Here is a 16,372-nt window from a genome sequence, read left to right as displayed (position 1 = left end):
GCAAAAGGCCCTGGAAGCAGGAATAGGCGGCGGCAGGAGTTGGAGTGACTGATCCATACGATATACTCGGCGTTGCGCGCGATGCGAACGAAGAGCAGGTCAAGGCGGCTTATCGCAAGCGCGCGAAAGCAGCCCATCCGGATTCCGGCGGCGATACGGATGCTTTCGCCCGTTTGCAGAAAGCCTACGAGTTGCTTCTCGATCCCGTGCGCCGCAAGGTGTTCGACGATACCGGCTATGACGTCGAATTGACCGATGCCGTCGATCTTCAAGCGCTGGTCGCCATCGAAAAGCTCATTACCGAGATGGTGCTGGACGAGCGCGAGCCCGGAACCTTCGATCCCGTCGCCAAGATGCGCACGAGCCTTCTCGAAGACATTCGCAAGGCGAATTTCAGCAAGAGCGAACTCGAACGGCATTCCAATCGCATCGGCCTTCACCTCGAGCGACTTGGCAAGCGACCCGGCAAGGATGTGGTCGGCCACATGCTGCGCGCCCGTATCAAGGCGATCGCCACCGCCATCAGCGAAACGGAAGCAAAGATCGGCGCGAGCGAACGTGCCTGCGACATGCTTGAAGGCTATCTCTATGAACTGAACGAGCTGCAGGACGAGGCGGATGTAGCTGCCGAAATCGAGTGGGATGAGCCGCAGATTCGTTCCGCCGCGCAATAGTGACGGCATTTCCGGCCGCATTGAGGACACGGATTTCGCGTCTGCCTTGATCGCGCAATCATTTTCAGCAACGCAATGTTGCAATGCAACAATCCTCCCTAGACAAATCGAAGAGCTGGCCTAGATCAAGCATCCGACACGCCGTCACGCCCGCCGGGCGAATTGCGGCGCGAGCGGATGCCGGAACTCGGCATATGACGACAATCTGGATGGCGAGGTGTGCGTTTGCTGGTTTCCGAAGCCGATGAAATCGTCTTTGAACATCTGAGCGAAAACCGGTCGCGGGCTGCGCTGAGAGGCGCCTTCTGGTCGGCGCTGGACACGCTGATCCCCACGGCGCTCAACAGCCTGGTCTTCGTCGTCACTTCCCGCTTTCTCCTGCCGCAGGATTTTGGCCTTGTCGCACTCGCCTTCGCCATCGTCAGTTTCGCCGCCGGTTTTGGGCCGACGGCCTTCGGCGAGGCCTTGATCCAGCAGAAATCGATACGGCGCAGCCATCTCGATACCGTCTTCTGGCTGTCCTTCTTCTCGGCGGCAATTCTCTATGCCGCGCTGTTTGTCCTTTCGCCGACGCTTGCCCATTGGGTGGGCCATGACGAGATCGTCAGCCTGTTGATGATTATCGGGCTGAAAATCTTCTTCGACATGATGATTATCGTCCCCAATGCCCTGATCGGCCGGACGATGTCCTTTCATCTTGCAGCCGTACGCACCGCGATCGCCACCTTCGTCTCGGCGACCATCTGCCTTTCGCTGATTTTCGCCGGCTTCGGACTCTGGGCGCTTGCGATTGCCCAGATCGCCGCGCCAGCCGCAGCCTGCATCGCAGCCTTCTGGGGCGCACGGTGGCTGCCGGGTTTCAGGATCAAGCTCTCCAGCCTGCGGGAGCTTCTGCACTACGGCATCTTCGCCTCGGGCAACCGCTTCCTGCAGACGATGAATCTCGACCAGCTGATTATCGGCACCCTGGTCAGCCCTGCCGCTCTCGGCATCTACAATTTCGCCCGTCGGCTCTATGAGATGCTCAACAACGTGGTGGCTGGCGGCCTGACGTCGGTCAGCCATGTGCTGCTCTCCTCCCTGCAGCACGACCAGAACAAGGTGCGCGAAGCCTTCCTCATGGCGACCTTCGGCTGCTCTCTCGTGTCCTTCCCGGCCTTCATGGGGCTTGCAGCCGTCGCCGACGACGCCATTCCGCTGATCTTCGGACCCCATTGGACGGCGGCCATCTGGCCCGTTCGTTTCTTCTGCGTGATCGGCCTGATGGCCGGCATCGGTGTCATCCAGGCATCGCTGATTACCAGCCAGGGCAAGTCCGACTGGTGGTTCTACTATCAGCTGGTACGCAACATCGTCGCCATCCTCACCGTTCTCCTTCTTCACGAGTACGGCGTCGCAACCGTCGTCTTTGGGCTGATGCTGGGCGTGATCCTGCTATGGCCGGTAACGCTTTGGATGGTCTCGAAACTGATCGGGCTCAGCATCGCGGAATATTTCGGCCAGTTCCTGAGGCCGATCGCCGCTTACCTCGGCATGCTCGTCGCAGTGCTGGCAACATCCTCCGCCCTTGGCGACTGGTCCCTCGCCACGCGCCTGGTCTGCGAAATTCTGGTCGGCGGCCTCACCTATTCGGGCCTTATCCTTCTTCTATGCAGGGAAAGGATCCTCTTCCTCGTGCGGACGACGCTGCAAGGTCGCCGCGCAAAGGCACAGTAGCGGCCGTCGCGACCATGGGATCCGGAGAGAGCAAATCCCCCATTGCCTCCCTGATCCCCGCGACAGCAACACCAAATGTCAGAAAGGCGCATCATGACACTGGTTACGTTTATCATTCCCGTTCGCCATCAGGCCAACTCCAATGACTGGCCCTCGCTGAAAAGGCGCCTGGCTCAGACCATCGCTTCGATTTCCGGGCAGTCGAATGGCAATTGGCGCGGCGTGATCGTTGCCAACGAGGGGGCCGACCTGCCCGAACTGCCGCCGAATTTCTCGGCCGAGCGCGTCACGTTTCCGCCGAACCAGCTTCACGATATCGATGGCGCCGACCGAGAGAAGGTCTACGACGCATTCCGCCTGGACAAGGGCCGGCGCGTTCTGAGCGGCATGCTTTCCGCGCGCGACACGCGCTTCTTCATGATCGTCGACGACGATGATTTCGTCAGCGCCAATATCGTCGATTTCGCCGCCCGAAACAGCGATGCCAACGGCTGGAAGATCGACCGGGGTTATCTTTGGAACGAAGGCGGCCGGCTGCTGCTGCATCATAACGACTTTGCCAACTACTGCGGCACGTCGCTGATCATCCGGTCCGATCTCTACCGGTTGCCGGCGACCTTCGAACAGGCGGACGTCGACTACATCAAATCCATGCTCGGCAGCCATGTGCGCATCGGCAAGCTGCTTTCCGAGGCAGGCTCCCCGCTCGGATCGCTTCCCTTCCGCGGCGCAATCTATCGGGTCGGGCATAGCGGCGCCCACAGCAAGTCGTCCAACCTGCTTCGGACCCATTTCCTGAACCGATCGGTGCTGACGCATCCCCGCCAGCTGCTGGGCAACCTTTCGCGGGTACGGCCGCTCGATCGCAATCTGAAAAGCGAGTTCTTCGGAATGCGCGCCGCCGGATAGCTCACGCACACACCCTTTCGCTCAACGAGGTTTCGATCGATGCCGGCCGATGCAACGAGACATAGATATGCCGCCCTCGACGCAATGCGCGGGCTCGCCGCATTCGCCGTCGTCGTCTATCACCTCGACAGGCCGTATGCGCCATCGGCCTACATCGCCGTCGATTTCTTCTTCGTGCTCAGTGGGTTCGTCATCGCCCGGGCCTATGGGGAAAAACTCGCGGGCGGCATGACCGTTCTGGCCTTCATGAAGGCACGCTATGCACGCCTCTATCCGCTCTTCCTCATCGGCAGCGTCTACGGCCTTGTGCAATTGCTGCTGCATTGGAAGGCATCAGGCGTCGGACGGGCCGACCTTGGGGCAAGCATATTATCGACGGCTTTCATGCTGCCCTCGCCGAGTTTTCTCACCCGGTCGGCGGGAGACATCCTGGCGCTCTATCCCTTGAACGGCCCCGCCTGGTCGCTGTTTTGGGAACTGCTCGCCAACCTGGTGTTCGCGCTCGGGCTGTTTCGGCTGAAAACGCGAAGCCTCATTCTTGTCGCCGCGGCGTCGCTCGCGCTTCTCATCGCCTCGGTCTTCTATCACAAATCGCTCGATCTCGGCTGGGAATGGCGTTCGGTGGATGGCGGGTTTGCCCGCGTCTTCTTCTCCTTCACGCTCGGAATGATCCTCTATCGGCTGCGAAGCAATACAGTGTTCGGCCGGACCATGAACAGCTATGCGGCCCTCCTGCCGATCGCGGCAATCTGCGTCCTGCTGCTTCTTCCGACCTATTCGCTGAAATATGCGCTGATCTTCTGCATCCTGATTTCGCCGCTGATCGTGCTGGCCGGCACGATGCTCGAATTGCCGGCCAGGCTGCAGCGGCTCGGCATATTTCTCGGCTATCTCTCCTATCCGATCTATATGTGCCATCGCGGCTTTACCGAGATCTACGCGCAGCTGATGCACAATATCCAGCTGCCGCAGCCGATCTATATCGCAATCTATCTTGTTGTGGTTTCCGTCATCGCGCTCATCTCGGCAAAACTGGCTGCGGTGCTGGTTCGATTTGCCGGCTTATGGAGAAACTCGACCAACAGCGTGGAGGCACGCCAGGGCGGCTAGCCCTCAAAGATCAGGCATGCCCGTCGATCAGGTATGCACGGCAGCCAAGGCGATGGCGTCCGCGACTTCCTCAAGCCGTTCGGAAAGCGTCGCCGTCACGACGCGCAGGTGGCTGCTCGGCAGAATGGAAAATTTAGCCCCGGGGCTGACCGCTATGCCGCGTGCTGCAAGCGTCACCATCGCGAACGGTTCCGACGAAATCGGTATCCACGCGCATAAGCCGCCGCCATGCTGCGCGGGGACTCCGCGCTCTGCGAGCGCGTCGATCAGGCCGGCGCGGCGCTCCCGATAGATGCTGCGAGCGTGATCCAGGCAGGCCTCGGTCGTGGGATCCCGCAGCAGCCAGGCGACCGCGGACTGCAGAATACGACTGGTCCAGCCGGAGCTGAAACTGCGGTAGGACTGGATTTGATCAACTATGGCGCGGGAGCTCGACAACACCGCCAGACGCAGATCCGGCCCATGCGTCTTCGAATAGGAGAGAATATGGATGACTCGATCGGGGTAGATCCGGCCCAGCGAATGCCGCGGCGCCGTCGAGATATCGCCAACACCGTCATCCTCCACGATCAGCGTATCCCTGTCCCGCAGGATTTCCGCGATGCGCGCCATGCGGGCCGCACTCACGCTCTGACCGGTGACGGAATGCAACCGCGGCTGGAAAATAAAGGCGACCGGGCGGTATCTCAGTGCCTCTTCCAGCGAAGACGGCAGCGGCCCTTCCTCATCGCATTTGACCGGAATGATACGAGCGCCGCGATCCTCGAGGATATCCAGAAGCCGCATGCCGGTCGGATCCTCGATCGCGACGGCGGCGCCGGGCATCACGAGGGCGTTGACCAGGGTATAGACGGCATTGTAGCCGCCATTGGTCGCGAGGAACGCCTCCGGCTCGTAAGGCCAGGTCTTCCTGACCGCCGTCTCCAGCTCCGGCAGGATACGGCTGCGCTCATAGCTGTTCAGGTTCTCCGCCGATGCGCCATGCGCCATCGCCGTCTCCAACTTCGGAAGCAGCCGAACATCCGGCCCGGCTGACGTCAGATCAAGGACATGATCGCCATAGTGGCCGGCGCTTGCAAGCCGCGCCGGCTGGCTGATGAAGCGATCGCCGCTGACCCAGGTGCCGTTGCGACCCCGGCCGCTGATGATCTTCTGGCGCCTGAGTTCGCTCCAGGCTTCCGAGAGGGTTGCAGGGCTGATACCGAGCGCAAAAGCGAGATCGCGGATGGGCGGCAATTTGGTGCCGACCGGCAGGGCGCCGGCCCGAATGAGCGCGCTCGTCTCCAATGCGATGCCTCGGATCGACCGATCGTTCAATTTTTCGGCAAACCAGTTCGCGTCCCGAGTTTCGCTCATTTATGCGCCAATTTTAATGTTCAATAACGTAATAACATTTGATCGAGCCATTTTGAACATTTAATCATTTGAAAAACAAGTTATCCCGCGAGTGAATTTCATGCCCCTTACTCTTCGCCTTGCCCTTCGCGATTGGGACTACATCACGCCATTGGTCCTGGGCGATGTCTCCTCCCCGAAACTCGACATCAGGGTGGACCGGGTCGGCACGCTGATTTCCCATGTCGGCAAGAGCGACGCCTACGACGCCGCCGAAACCTCGTTCAGCCGCTATACGCAGATGCGCATCGATGGCGATGAAAGCGTGGTCGGCATCCCGAACTTCATCATGCGCGGCTTTCGCCATCGATGCGTCGTCACCGCCAAGGACAGCCCGATCACGAGCTTTGCGCAGCTGGCCGGCAAGCGCATCGGCGTTACCGGCTGGCGCGATTCCGGCAATACCTGGACACGCGCGGCCCTCCGGCGCGAAGGCGTCGGCGTCGAGGACGCCATGTGGTATGCCGGTCGCCTCACCGAAGCGCATCCGATCGCCGACCGCCTCGACGGGTTCGGTCGGCCCGGCCGCATCGAGGCTGCACCGGGCGAAAGGCCGATGGTGAATCTTCTGAAGGAAGGCCAGCTCGACGCGATCTTTACGCCCTTCATGCCGGACGGCTATTTCGCCGGCAATTCCGGCTTCCGCCAGCTGCTGCCGGATTTCCGCGCCGCCGAGCATCGCTACTTTGCCGATGTGGGCTATGTACCGGGTATGCATCTCATCGGCTTCAAGGCGGAATTCGTCGCCGAGCATCCCTGGGTCATGGCGGAGCTGAATGCCTTGCTCGATGAATCGCAGCGCGTCTGGCTGAACAAGCGGCGCAAATATGCCGACACGACGCCCTTCATGCTCGACGAGCTGCTGAAATCGGCCGCCGAACTGCCCGAGGGCTGGGATGCGAGCGGCTTTGCCACCAATCGCAAGATGATCGCCGATTTCGCCGGGGAACTGCATGTGCAGGGCATTTTGCCGCGCTTGATGACGCCGGAAGAACTCTTTCCCTTCGACGTCGACGGCAGCCGGACGAACACACTCTGAGCATCAACCGAAATTCAAGGACGCAAAGCAAAAGGGGAATGAGCATGTCGTTGAAAAAACTAACTTATATCGTTGCTGCAAGCCTGATGATTTCAGGCTCGGCCTTTGCTGAGGACGCCGGCCTGCCGAAACTTTCGGTCAATGAGCAGCTGCGCGCCAAGTTGCCGGAAAGCATCCGTACGTCAGGCAAGATGGTATCCGTCAACAGCGGCTCCTTTCCGCCCTATGAGATCGTCAACGGCGCCTCCGACGTCACCGGGGCGAGCGCGGAATTGACCAAGGCAATCGGGCAGATCCTCGGCGTCGAGATCACCCATGCGACAGTCGGTGGATTGCCGGCGCTGCTCAGCGGCATCAATTCGGGCCGCTTCCAATACGCCGAGGGTCCGGTTGGCGACTTCGCATCGCGCGAGGATGCCAATGACTTCGTCGACTATGTGCAGGAATTCGTCGTCTTCGCTGTCGAAAAGGGCAATCCGAAGGGCATTACCACGCTTGATAGCGCATGCGGTCACCGCATCGCCGTCATGGCGGGCGGATCAGCCGAAAAAGTCATCAAGGCCCAGGCGGAAAAATGCACGAAGGACGGCAAGCCGGCACTGCAGGTCCAGTCCTTCACCGACCAGCCGACATCGATCCTCTCCGTCCGCTCCAAGCGTTCGGACGCGTTCTTCTCGTCACAGGCGCCGCTGACCTATTTCGTATCCCAGGCGAACGGCCAGCTGGAACTTGCAGGCGTCGGTCAGAAGAACGGCTTCGATGATCTGTTCCAGGGCGCCGTATTGCCGAAGAATTCGCCGCTCAGCCCCATCTTGCGTGACGCCATCAAGGAACTGGTCGATAACGGCACCTATGCCGCCATCATGAAGAAATGGGGGCTTGAGAACAACATGATCAAGGAGCCGGGCATCAACCTGGCTACGCAGGCGAACAAATGACGGACGCGAACAAGGAGAATGCACCGCCGCCAGGCGGCGGTGCAAACGCCGCACAGCGCGATGTGGCGAATGCCCATACGCCATTCCCGGCAGGCCGTGTCGCGGCCTGGGCCGTAACGCTGTTGATCGCAGCCTATTTCGCCTGGTCGGTCGCTCACAATGAGAACTTCGGCTGGCATGTCGTCGCCCAGTATTTCTTCGATCCCGTCGTTATCGACGGCCTCTATGTCTCGCTTGGCCTGACGGTCGTCGCCATGGCCTTCGGCATCGTGCTCGGCCTGCTTTTGGCGGTCGCCCGTCTGTCGAAGGATACGCTGGCAAGCACCCTTGCCTCGCTCTACATCTGGTTCTTCCGTGGCACGCCGCTGCTCGTGCAGCTGATCTTCTGGTACAATCTCTCGACGCTCTTCCCGACGCTGTCGATCGGTATTCCCTTCGGGCCGACCTTCGTCAGCTGGGACACGAATTCGGTCATCAGCCCGATGACGGCTGCGATCGCGGGCCTGGCGCTCAACGAAGCCGCCTACATGGCCGAGATCATTCGCGGCGGCCTGCTCTCGGTCGACAAGGGTCAGTTCGAAACGGCGGAAGCCTTCGGCATGACGCGCATTCGCGCGCTGCGCCGCGTCATCATTCCGCAGGCCATGCGCTCCATCGTGCCGCCGACGGGCAACCAGCTCATCAGCATGATCAAGGCGACCTCGCTCGTCAGCGTCATCGCCATGGCCGACCTGCTCTACTCCGTGCAGTCGATCTACAACCGCACCTTCGAAGTCATCCCGATGCTGCTCGTGGCCGTCATCTGGTATTTGCTGATTACGTCGGTGCTGAATATCGGCCAGAGCTACATCGAGCGCCACTATAGCCGCGCCGACCGCCGTTCCGGCACGACGAAGGCCGCAAAGGACACTACGCCGGCGCTCGTGCCGGCACAGGAGGCGGGCCAATGAACGCCCCACTGAAAACCAACGCCAACATGCCGCCATTGGTGCATGCGCGCAATGTCCACAAATCCTTCGAAAATCTCGAAGTGCTGAAGGGCATCGACCTCGATGTGGCGCCGGGCGAAGTCGTCGTCATCCTCGGGCCATCCGGTTCCGGCAAATCGACCTTCCTGCGCTGCATCAATCATCTGGAATCGATCAACCGCGGATCGATCGAGGTGGATGGAGAGCAGATCGGCTACCGGCTGAACAAGGGCCGACTGGTGAAACTGTCCAATCATGCGATCGCGCTGCAGCGGCGCAAGATCGGCATGGTCTTCCAGCAGTTCAATCTCTATCCGCATATGACGGCGCTGCAGAACGTCATCGAGGCGCCGATCGGCATCCATGGCGAAAGCAGGAGGCAGGCGACGGAAAATGCGCGTGCACTGCTCGACCGCGTCGGGCTTTCGGCCAAGGCCGACAACTATCCGCGGCAGCTCTCCGGCGGCCAACAGCAGCGTGTGGCGATTGCCAGAGCACTGGCGATCAAGCCGAAGCTGATGCTGTTCGACGAGCCGACCTCGGCGCTCGACCCCGAGCTGGTCGGCGAAGTGCTCGCCACCATGCGCGACCTCGCCAGCCAGGGCCTGACGATGATCGTCGTCACCCACGAGATCGGCTTTGCCCGCGAGGCGGCCGACCGTGTCGTCTTCATGGACGGCGGCAAGATCGTCGAGCAGGGCAAGCCGGAGGATGTGATCGGCAATCCGCAGCACCCCCGCACCAGAAGCTTCCTGTCGCGCTTCATCTAGCGCGGCAGCCCCATCATCAGTGAGGCCTGCACGCTTTATGGCGGATGGCGGCTCAAGCGAACCATTGGAACAGTCATGACCCTCGACAACGATTTCGCCCGCCTGTCGGACTTCGAGCCGATGAAGGCGGAACTGACCGGCATCCGCCAGCACCTGCACGCCAATCCCGAACTTTCCTTCGAGGAGGCGGAAACCGCGCGTTTCGTCGCCGAGAAGCTGGAAGCCTGGGGCTATGAAGTTACCCGCAATGTCGGCGGCCACGGCGTCGTCGCCCGACTGACGGTCGGGGCCGGCAAGAAGAGCATCGCGATCCGCGCCGACATGGACGCCCTGCCGATCGTCGAGCAGACCGGCCGTCCCTATGCCAGCAAGGTGCCCGGCAAGATGCATGCCTGCGGTCACGACGGCCACACGACCATGTTGCTCGGGGCCGCCGAATATCTTGCCCGCACGCGCCGCTTCAACGGCACAGTGAACCTGATCTTCCAGCCGGCCGAAGAGGCGGGCGTCGTCAGCGGTGCGCAGGCGATGATCAAGGATGGCCTATTCGAGCGCTTCCCCTTCGACGCGATTTTCGGGCTGCACAACCATCCAGGCGCGCCGGAAGGCACCTGGCTGGTGCGCTCAGGGCCGCTGATGGCGGCGGCCGATACCGTTGAAATCACCATAACCGGCAAGGGCGGACATGCCTCGCGGCCACATCTGACCATCGATCCCATCGTCGTCGCCTGCAATCTCGTGGTCAGCCTGCAGACGGTGGTTGCCCGCAGTATCGACCCCACGCAAACGGCCGTCGTGACGGTCGGCACCATCCACGCCGGCGAAGCATCGAACGTGATCCCCGAGAGCGCGAAGATGGCCCTGAGCGTGCGCTCCTTCGATCCGAAGATACGGGAATTCCTCGAGGCAAGAATCCGCAAGCTGGCGCAATCCGTCGCGGAAGGCTATGGCGCCAGTGTCGAGATCGACTACATCCACGGCTATCCGGTCGTCGTCAATTCGGACAAGGAAACCGAATTCGCACGCATCGTGGCAGAAGAACTCGTTGGCGCCGACAAGGTCGGCATATGCAATCTCATTCCAGGCAGCGAGGACTTCTCCTATTTTCTGGAACACAAGCCCGGCAGCTTCCTGCGCCTCGGTAACGGCGTCGATTCTGCGGTCCTGCACAGCGCCAGATATGATTTCGCCGACGAAAGCCTGACCGTCGGTGCCGCCATGTGGGCGCGGCTGACCGAGCGCTATCTCGACGCCTGATGAATGTCGGAGCCAATAGAGCCTTTCCGCTTTTCTTCGAATCGCGAAAACGCTCTTTCCTTTTATTCTTATGCAATTCCGGACGGAAAACCGCCATCCACATTTCCTGGAATTGCTCTGGCTGAGCTTATGCACGGCCAGCCCGCACGACAAGCGACAGCCCCTGGCTAAAGGCAGGGGCTGATCCGTTCTTCGGTGCTGACGGAAACGGGAGGAATGCCGGTGATCATCATTGCCCAGGCGTGACAGCCTCAGAGGGCGGTGCGATCCGGTTTGCCAAAGTGATTACTTTTCGAGCGGGCCAAGGCTGTCGGATGCTGCGGGCCTATCATTTGCAGGAGTATCTGTCCGCAACCCGATCTTCGGCTCGGAGCCCTGATCCTGCATCACGCGCCATTCATTTTCCAGGCGATCAATCACATACGTAGGAATTTCATCTCTTACGTTTTCAAACTCTCGCATCACGACCTCCATTGTCATGCATCAATGGCATGACATGGAAGAGTTTCTTTGTAAATCAAGGCGTTAAACTATTTAAACGATTAAAATAGTTTCAATCGTTTGAATTATTCGCGCCTGTGGAAAAATTTCGGACAGCGTTAATATGAACGGCCGGTGACAATCAGCCCAAGGCAGGATCATCGCCCGCGCCAAACGAAACACTGCTGCCAGTGCGACCGCTTATGGGCCGCAGCAGCCGGGCATTGAACTCCAGATCTTGCGTGCGCCAGATCGAATCATGCTGTTCGCGCATCGCGTCGGCGGCCTCCCGCACAACTTCGGAAATCTGCTGCAGCTGTTTGGCCAGCGGGCTCGTCTTGCGCCAGATCATGCCAATCGTCCGCGAAGGCTGCGGGCTTTGGAAGCGTACCGTCGACACCGAGGCGGAACGGGTTTCCACCGCCACAGCCATCTCCGGTATCAAGGTGACACCAATGCCGGCGCTGACCATCTGTACCAGCGTCGACAGCGAGCTGCCGTCCATCAGCTCGCGCGGAAGCGCCGACTGTATATTGCAGAAAGAAAGCGCCTGATCGCGGAAGCAATGCCCCTCCTCCAACAGCAGCAATCGCATTTCGCGAAGCGCCTCCCGGTTGGGGACCGGCTTGCCTTCATCCTCGCTCGGCCTTACCAGCACGAAGTTTTCGGCAAACAACGGCACTTCCGTCAAGGACGATTCCGAGATGGGCAGGGCGACGATAGCCGTATCCAGGCGCCCTTCCTCCAGTTCTTCGACCAGTTTCGACGTCAAGGTTTCGCGCACATGGATATCCAGCCCGTCATATATGCGGGTCAGATTGCCGATGATGCCCGGCAGCAGGTAGGGCGCGACCGTGGGAATGACACCGATCCGCAACCGGCCAACAGGTTGATTGTGGGATGCGCGTGCGAGGTCGCCGAGCTCGTCAACAGAGCGGAGGATATCGCGGACGCGGATCGCGAACGCCTCTCCGAAATTCGTCAGGCGGACCTGGCGTGCGCTTCTTTCGAAGAGCTCCGTGCCCAGCTGCTCCTCCAGTTCCTTGATTTGCATCGATAGCGCCGGCTGCGAGATAGCGCATACATCGGCGGCACGACCGAAGTGGCCGTGCCGCGCCAATGCTTCGAAATAGCGCAACTGTTTGAGGGTAAGGTTCGTCATAAGTTTATCTTATCGCATCAATCAGGAAATCCAACTTAAATTAATGGATGGCCTTGGCTATAGTGCCGCAGCAGAAATGAGATGCGGCCGCCTGTCACATGCAGCTCCCATCGGGAGTATCGACAGCGCTCAATTCATCCATGCGCGGATCTGCTGGGCAACGAGGCAAAAGCATGCCTTTTCCCGCCGATCCGTTTCGCGCGAGGCCAGAACAACGAGAGATTTCATGCGTCTGACATGCTGCCGTCACGCTCGTCATAGAAACGGACCCGTTCCCGTGGGGCTTGCAAAGCCCCTCCTCCAGCCGTCACAGTTCAAATCATCGTAAGGGAGACAATTATTATGGATACAAAAGTCGAAAATGCCGGCAAGTGTCCGTTTCCGCATGGAAACACGAGCGTTTCGGCCCGTTCGAACCGCGACTGGTGGCCGAACCAGCTGAACCTCAAGATCCTTCATCAGAATTCTGCACTGTCCAGCCCGATGGGCAAGGCATTCAACTATGCCGAAGAATTCAAGAAGCTCGATCTCGATGCCTTAAAGAAGGACCTCTTCGCCCTCATGACGGATTCGCAGGATTGGTGGCCGGCCGACTTCGGTCACTACGGCCCGCTCTTCATCCGCATGGCCTGGCACAGCGCCGGCACCTACCGCACGGGCGACGGCCGCGGTGGCGCCTCTTCCGGCACGCAACGTTTCGCGCCGCTCAACAGCTGGCCGGATAACGTCAACCTCGACAAGGCACGCCGCCTGCTCTGGCCGATCAAGCAGAAGTACGGCAACAGCATCTCCTGGGCCGATCTGTTGATCCTCACCGGCAACTGCGCGCTCGAATCCATGGGCTTCAAGACCTTCGGCTTCGGCGGCGGTCGTGAAGACGTGTTCGAGCCGGAAGAAGACATCTACTGGGGCGCGGAAAACACCTGGCTGGGCGACAAGCGCTACAGCGGCGACCGCAATCTGGAAAACCCGCTCGCAGCCGTGCAGATGGGCCTCATCTACGTCAACCCGGAAGGTCCGAACGGCAATCCGGACCCGCTCGCCGCAGCGCGCGATATTCGCGAAACCTTCGCCCGCATGGCGATGAACGACGAGGAAACCGTCGCCCTTATCGCCGGTGGCCACACGTTCGGAAAGACGCACGGCGCAGGTGACGCAGCCAACGTCGGCCCTGAACCGGAAGCAGCCGGCATCGAAGAGCAGGGCCTCGGCTGGAAGAACAGCTTCCGCAGCGGCAAGGGTGGCGACACGATCGGCAGCGGTCTCGAAGTCACCTGGACCTCGACGCCGACCAAGTGGAGCAACAACTTCTTCTGGAACCTGTTCGGTTACGACTGGGAGCTGACGAAGAGCCCGGCCGGCGCCCATCAATGGATCCCGACCCATGGTGCCGGCGCAGGCTCGATACCGGATGCGCACGACAAGTCCAAGCGTCACGTTCCGTCGATGCTGACGACGGACCTTGCCCTGCGTTTCGACCCGGCCTACGAAAAGATTTCTCGCCGCTTCTTCGAAAACCCGGACGAATTTGCCGATGCCTTTGCCCGCGCATGGTTCAAGCTGACCCATCGCGACATGGGCCCGCGCGCCCGCTATCTCGGCCCGGAGGTTCCCGCGGAGGAACTCATCTGGCAGGATCCCATCCCGGCGATCGGCCATTCACAGATCGACGCCAACGATATCGCCGCTCTCAAGGGCGAAATCGCCGCATCGGGCCTCACCATCCCGCAGCTGGTTTCGACTGCCTGGGCTTCGGCTTCCACCTTCCGCGGCTCCGACAAGCGCGGCGGCGCAAACGGTGCCCGCATCCGCCTTGCTCCCCAGAAGGACTGGGTGGCCAATCAGCCGGCACAGCTCGCTTCCGTGCTGCAGACGCTCGAGGGCATTCAGCAGAAGTTCAACGATACGCATAAGGGAGGCCAGACCGTATCGCTTGCCGATCTTATCGTGCTCGGCGGCTCTGTCGCCATCGAGCAGGCCGCCAAGAAGGCCGGCCATGATGTGATCGTGCCCTTCGCTCCCGGCCGCGCCGATGCATCGCAGGAACAGACCGATGTCGAGGCTTTTGCCGTTCTCGAGCCGATCGTGGACGGGTTCCGCAACTATCAGCGGCAAGCCTACACCGTCTCCTCCGAGGAGCTGCTGATCGACAAGGCGCAGCTGCTGACGCTGACGGCACCGGAAATGACGGTTCTCATCGGCGGCCTGCGTGCGCTGAACGCCAATGTCGGCCAGACCCAGCACGGCGTCTTCACCAAGCGTCCGGAAGCCCTGACCAACGACTTCTTCGTCAACCTGCTCGACATCGGTACGGAGTGGAAGGCGGTTTCGGATGCCAAGGACGTGTTCGAAGGGCGCGACCGCGCAACCGGCGACGTCAAATGGACGGCGACGCGCGTCGATCTCGTCTTCGGCTCCAACTCGCAGCTGCGCGCGATCGCCGAAGTCTACGGCCAGGCCGACGCGGAACAGAAGTTCGTAAACGACTTCGTTGCGGCCTGGACCAAGGTGATGAACGCCGACCGTTACGACATCGCCTGAAATTAAAAGACATCGGACGCGACCAATCCAGGTCGCGTCCGTTTTAACCGGCTTTCAACACGGCGCCTTGCCGCTTTCCCTCATCCATCCATGCGTTCAGTCGCATGCGGGCCGGTTGCTCGATCAAATGGAAACTTAGCAACGCGAAGCCGATCCCCAAAGCCAGTGCGATGAGCCGCGGCAGCAAACCCTGCTGGGCCAGAACCTGAAAGGGCTGTTGCCACAGGTAGAGTGAAAAGGACATCCGCCCCACCCGTTGGATGACAGCGCCTTCGAACAAGGCGGCGGAAAAGCGCACAGCGCGCTCCAGCCCACAAACGGCAACTGCCAGCAGCAGGGTTTTCGCGCCAAAGAACAACCAGGCGGCGTCCGCGAATAGCCGCACGGCCAAGCCCAGAGAAAAGGCCAGGGGTACCAGCCACTCCATGGACGACCGCTTGCGATGCTGGCCGACCAGCAGGAAGAATGCGGCCGAAACCAATATCGGTGCGGCGCCCACCTGCGTGGGCCAAAAGACGATGAAGGGGTTCTGCCCGTAAACGTCATACTGCAAAATGCCGTTGACCAATGCCGCGAGACCTAGTGCCAGGATGACAAGTCCGGCGAACCGCATGTCGACTCCGCGAAACGCCAGCGCAAGCAAGCCGAGCAGCAGATAGCTGTGTTCCTCCACACACAATGACCAGATATGATCGAATATCGGTATGAAGGCACGGCCCTCGATAATGACGTAGTTCAACGTGAAGGAGAGCGCGGACAGCACCCCCAAAGCGCCCGGCGTCATCGGCGTTGGCAGAAAAATGACGGAACTGATCACGACAAAGGCGACCAGGGCCGGATAGACGCGGCTGAAACGACGGAAGAAAAATATCCCGAGAGGCATTTTCCGCACAAACAGGATCTCAGCCATAAGACGTCCGGAAAGAACGAAGAAAAGATCGACGCCGGCCGATCCGAGATGCGGGAGGTATTGGTCCCCACCGAAATGGCCAATCAGCACCAACAGGACGGCGAGCCCACGCCAACCGTCGAGCGCCGGTATATGAGGCTGCTTTTCAGCTCCGATATCGATGGCCATAGGTGTATTCTCCCGAAGCCACCATCTTAAGATGCATTCATTAATGAAGTCGATACTTCTAATGCAATCAATGAGAGAAGTCGCTGAACACGAGGGGCGCCCACTCAGAGAAGGGTGAAGGGGCCTCATAGGACGCAGCTTGGAGAACAAGCATGTCGTGTGGATGTCCACCCGTGAAGAGCTGAGCCGCTCCCGGGCCGTCGATCAGCTAAATGTCGATCGTCTTGCAGACAATACTACGTAGCCCCCACCGTCTCCGGTGCGGCTGCACTATTGCCGGAAAAGACCCAGTTCGCGGTGGCGGCAAACGGCGTTCCTATGGGCAGTGGCGCCGT

The 16,372-nt window shown here is 60.4% G+C and carries 14 protein-coding genes; 10 read left to right on the top strand and 4 right to left on the bottom strand.

Annotated elements, in window-relative coordinates:
- Positions 1–44 precede the first annotated feature (44 nt).
- The 4 genes from GR212_RS24625 to GR212_RS24610 all read left to right on the top strand — a co-directional run bounded on the left by GR212_RS24625 (position 45) and on the right by GR212_RS24610 (position 4,409).
- Positions 45–674 (top strand): DnaJ domain-containing protein, encoded by a 630-nt coding sequence (locus tag GR212_RS24625; protein WP_163990459.1) that lies wholly within the window; start codon positions 45–47, stop codon positions 672–674.
- A 225-nt stretch (positions 675–899) separates the two neighbouring features.
- Complete coding sequence (locus tag GR212_RS24620) at positions 900–2,390, top strand: lipopolysaccharide biosynthesis protein (RefSeq protein ID WP_163990527.1); 1,491 nt, start codon at positions 900–902, stop codon at positions 2,388–2,390.
- A gap of 93 nt (positions 2,391–2,483) precedes the next feature.
- The gene (locus tag GR212_RS24615) at positions 2,484–3,299 is read left to right on the top strand and encodes a galactosyl transferase (RefSeq protein WP_163990458.1); all 816 of its coding nucleotides are present in this window, start codon (positions 2,484–2,486) and stop codon (positions 3,297–3,299) included.
- Between the two features lie 39 nt (positions 3,300–3,338).
- On the top strand, positions 3,339–4,409 hold the full coding sequence (locus tag GR212_RS24610) for an acyltransferase family protein (protein WP_163990456.1): 1,071 nt from the start codon (positions 3,339–3,341) through the stop codon (positions 4,407–4,409).
- 27 nt (positions 4,410–4,436) lie between these two features.
- Here the strand turns inward: GR212_RS24610 and GR212_RS24605 are convergent, their stop codons facing one another.
- Entirely contained in the window at positions 4,437–5,765 is a 1,329-nt protein-coding gene (locus tag GR212_RS24605; RefSeq protein ID WP_163990453.1) for a PLP-dependent aminotransferase family protein, read from the bottom strand.
- Positions 5,766–5,865: 100 nt separating this feature from the next.
- Between GR212_RS24605 and GR212_RS24600 the strand changes: the two genes are divergently transcribed.
- The 5 genes from GR212_RS24600 (at position 5,866) to GR212_RS24580 (ending at position 10,776) form a co-directional block, all read left to right on the top strand.
- The gene (locus GR212_RS24600; RefSeq protein ID WP_163990451.1) at positions 5,866–6,843 is read left to right on the top strand and encodes an ABC transporter substrate-binding protein; all 978 of its coding nucleotides are present in this window, start codon (positions 5,866–5,868) and stop codon (positions 6,841–6,843) included.
- A 44-nt stretch (positions 6,844–6,887) separates the two neighbouring features.
- Entirely contained in the window at positions 6,888–7,781 is an 894-nt protein-coding gene (locus GR212_RS24595; protein ID WP_163990449.1) for an ABC transporter substrate-binding protein, read from the top strand.
- Entirely contained in the window at positions 7,778–8,731 is a 954-nt protein-coding gene (locus GR212_RS24590) for an amino acid ABC transporter permease (protein WP_163990446.1), read from the top strand. The genes GR212_RS24595 and GR212_RS24590 overlap by 4 nt, the downstream gene beginning before the upstream one ends.
- Positions 8,728–9,519, top strand: a complete 792-nt coding sequence (locus tag GR212_RS24585; RefSeq protein ID WP_281411074.1) for an amino acid ABC transporter ATP-binding protein — start codon at positions 8,728–8,730, stop codon at positions 9,517–9,519. The genes GR212_RS24590 and GR212_RS24585 overlap by 4 nt, the downstream gene beginning before the upstream one ends.
- Before the next feature lie 75 nt (positions 9,520–9,594).
- Positions 9,595–10,776, top strand: coding sequence for a M20 aminoacylase family protein (locus GR212_RS24580; protein WP_163990444.1), 1,182 nt, complete (start codon positions 9,595–9,597; stop codon positions 10,774–10,776).
- 285 nt (positions 10,777–11,061) lie between these two features.
- Here the strand turns inward: GR212_RS24580 and GR212_RS36920 are convergent, their stop codons facing one another.
- The gene (locus tag GR212_RS36920) at positions 11,062–11,238 is read right to left on the bottom strand and encodes a hypothetical protein (RefSeq protein WP_204326738.1); all 177 of its coding nucleotides are present in this window, start codon (positions 11,236–11,238) and stop codon (positions 11,062–11,064) included.
- A gap of 160 nt (positions 11,239–11,398) precedes the next feature.
- Positions 11,399–12,418: a LysR substrate-binding domain-containing protein gene (locus GR212_RS24575; RefSeq protein WP_246725934.1), complete on the bottom strand. Its 1,020-nt coding sequence runs from the start codon at positions 12,416–12,418 to the stop codon at positions 11,399–11,401.
- Between the two features lie 342 nt (positions 12,419–12,760).
- Between GR212_RS24575 and katG the strand changes: the two genes are divergently transcribed.
- Positions 12,761–14,959 (top strand): catalase/peroxidase HPI, encoded by a 2,199-nt coding sequence (gene katG / locus GR212_RS24570; RefSeq protein WP_163990442.1) that lies wholly within the window; start codon positions 12,761–12,763, stop codon positions 14,957–14,959.
- Positions 14,960–15,002: 43 nt separating this feature from the next.
- On the opposite strand, the gene GR212_RS24565 is transcribed toward katG, so the two are convergent.
- The gene (locus tag GR212_RS24565) at positions 15,003–16,037 is read right to left on the bottom strand and encodes an acyltransferase family protein (protein WP_163990440.1); all 1,035 of its coding nucleotides are present in this window, start codon (positions 16,035–16,037) and stop codon (positions 15,003–15,005) included.
- Between the last annotated feature and the right edge of the window lie 335 nt (positions 16,038–16,372).

This window comes from Martinezella lusitana, from assembly GCF_010668395.1.
Classification (GTDB): domain Bacteria; phylum Pseudomonadota; class Alphaproteobacteria; order Rhizobiales; family Rhizobiaceae; genus Rhizobium; species Rhizobium lusitanum_A.
The sequence above is the reverse complement of the archived record's forward strand: the minus strand, read 5'-3'. Positions and strand labels throughout refer to the sequence as shown.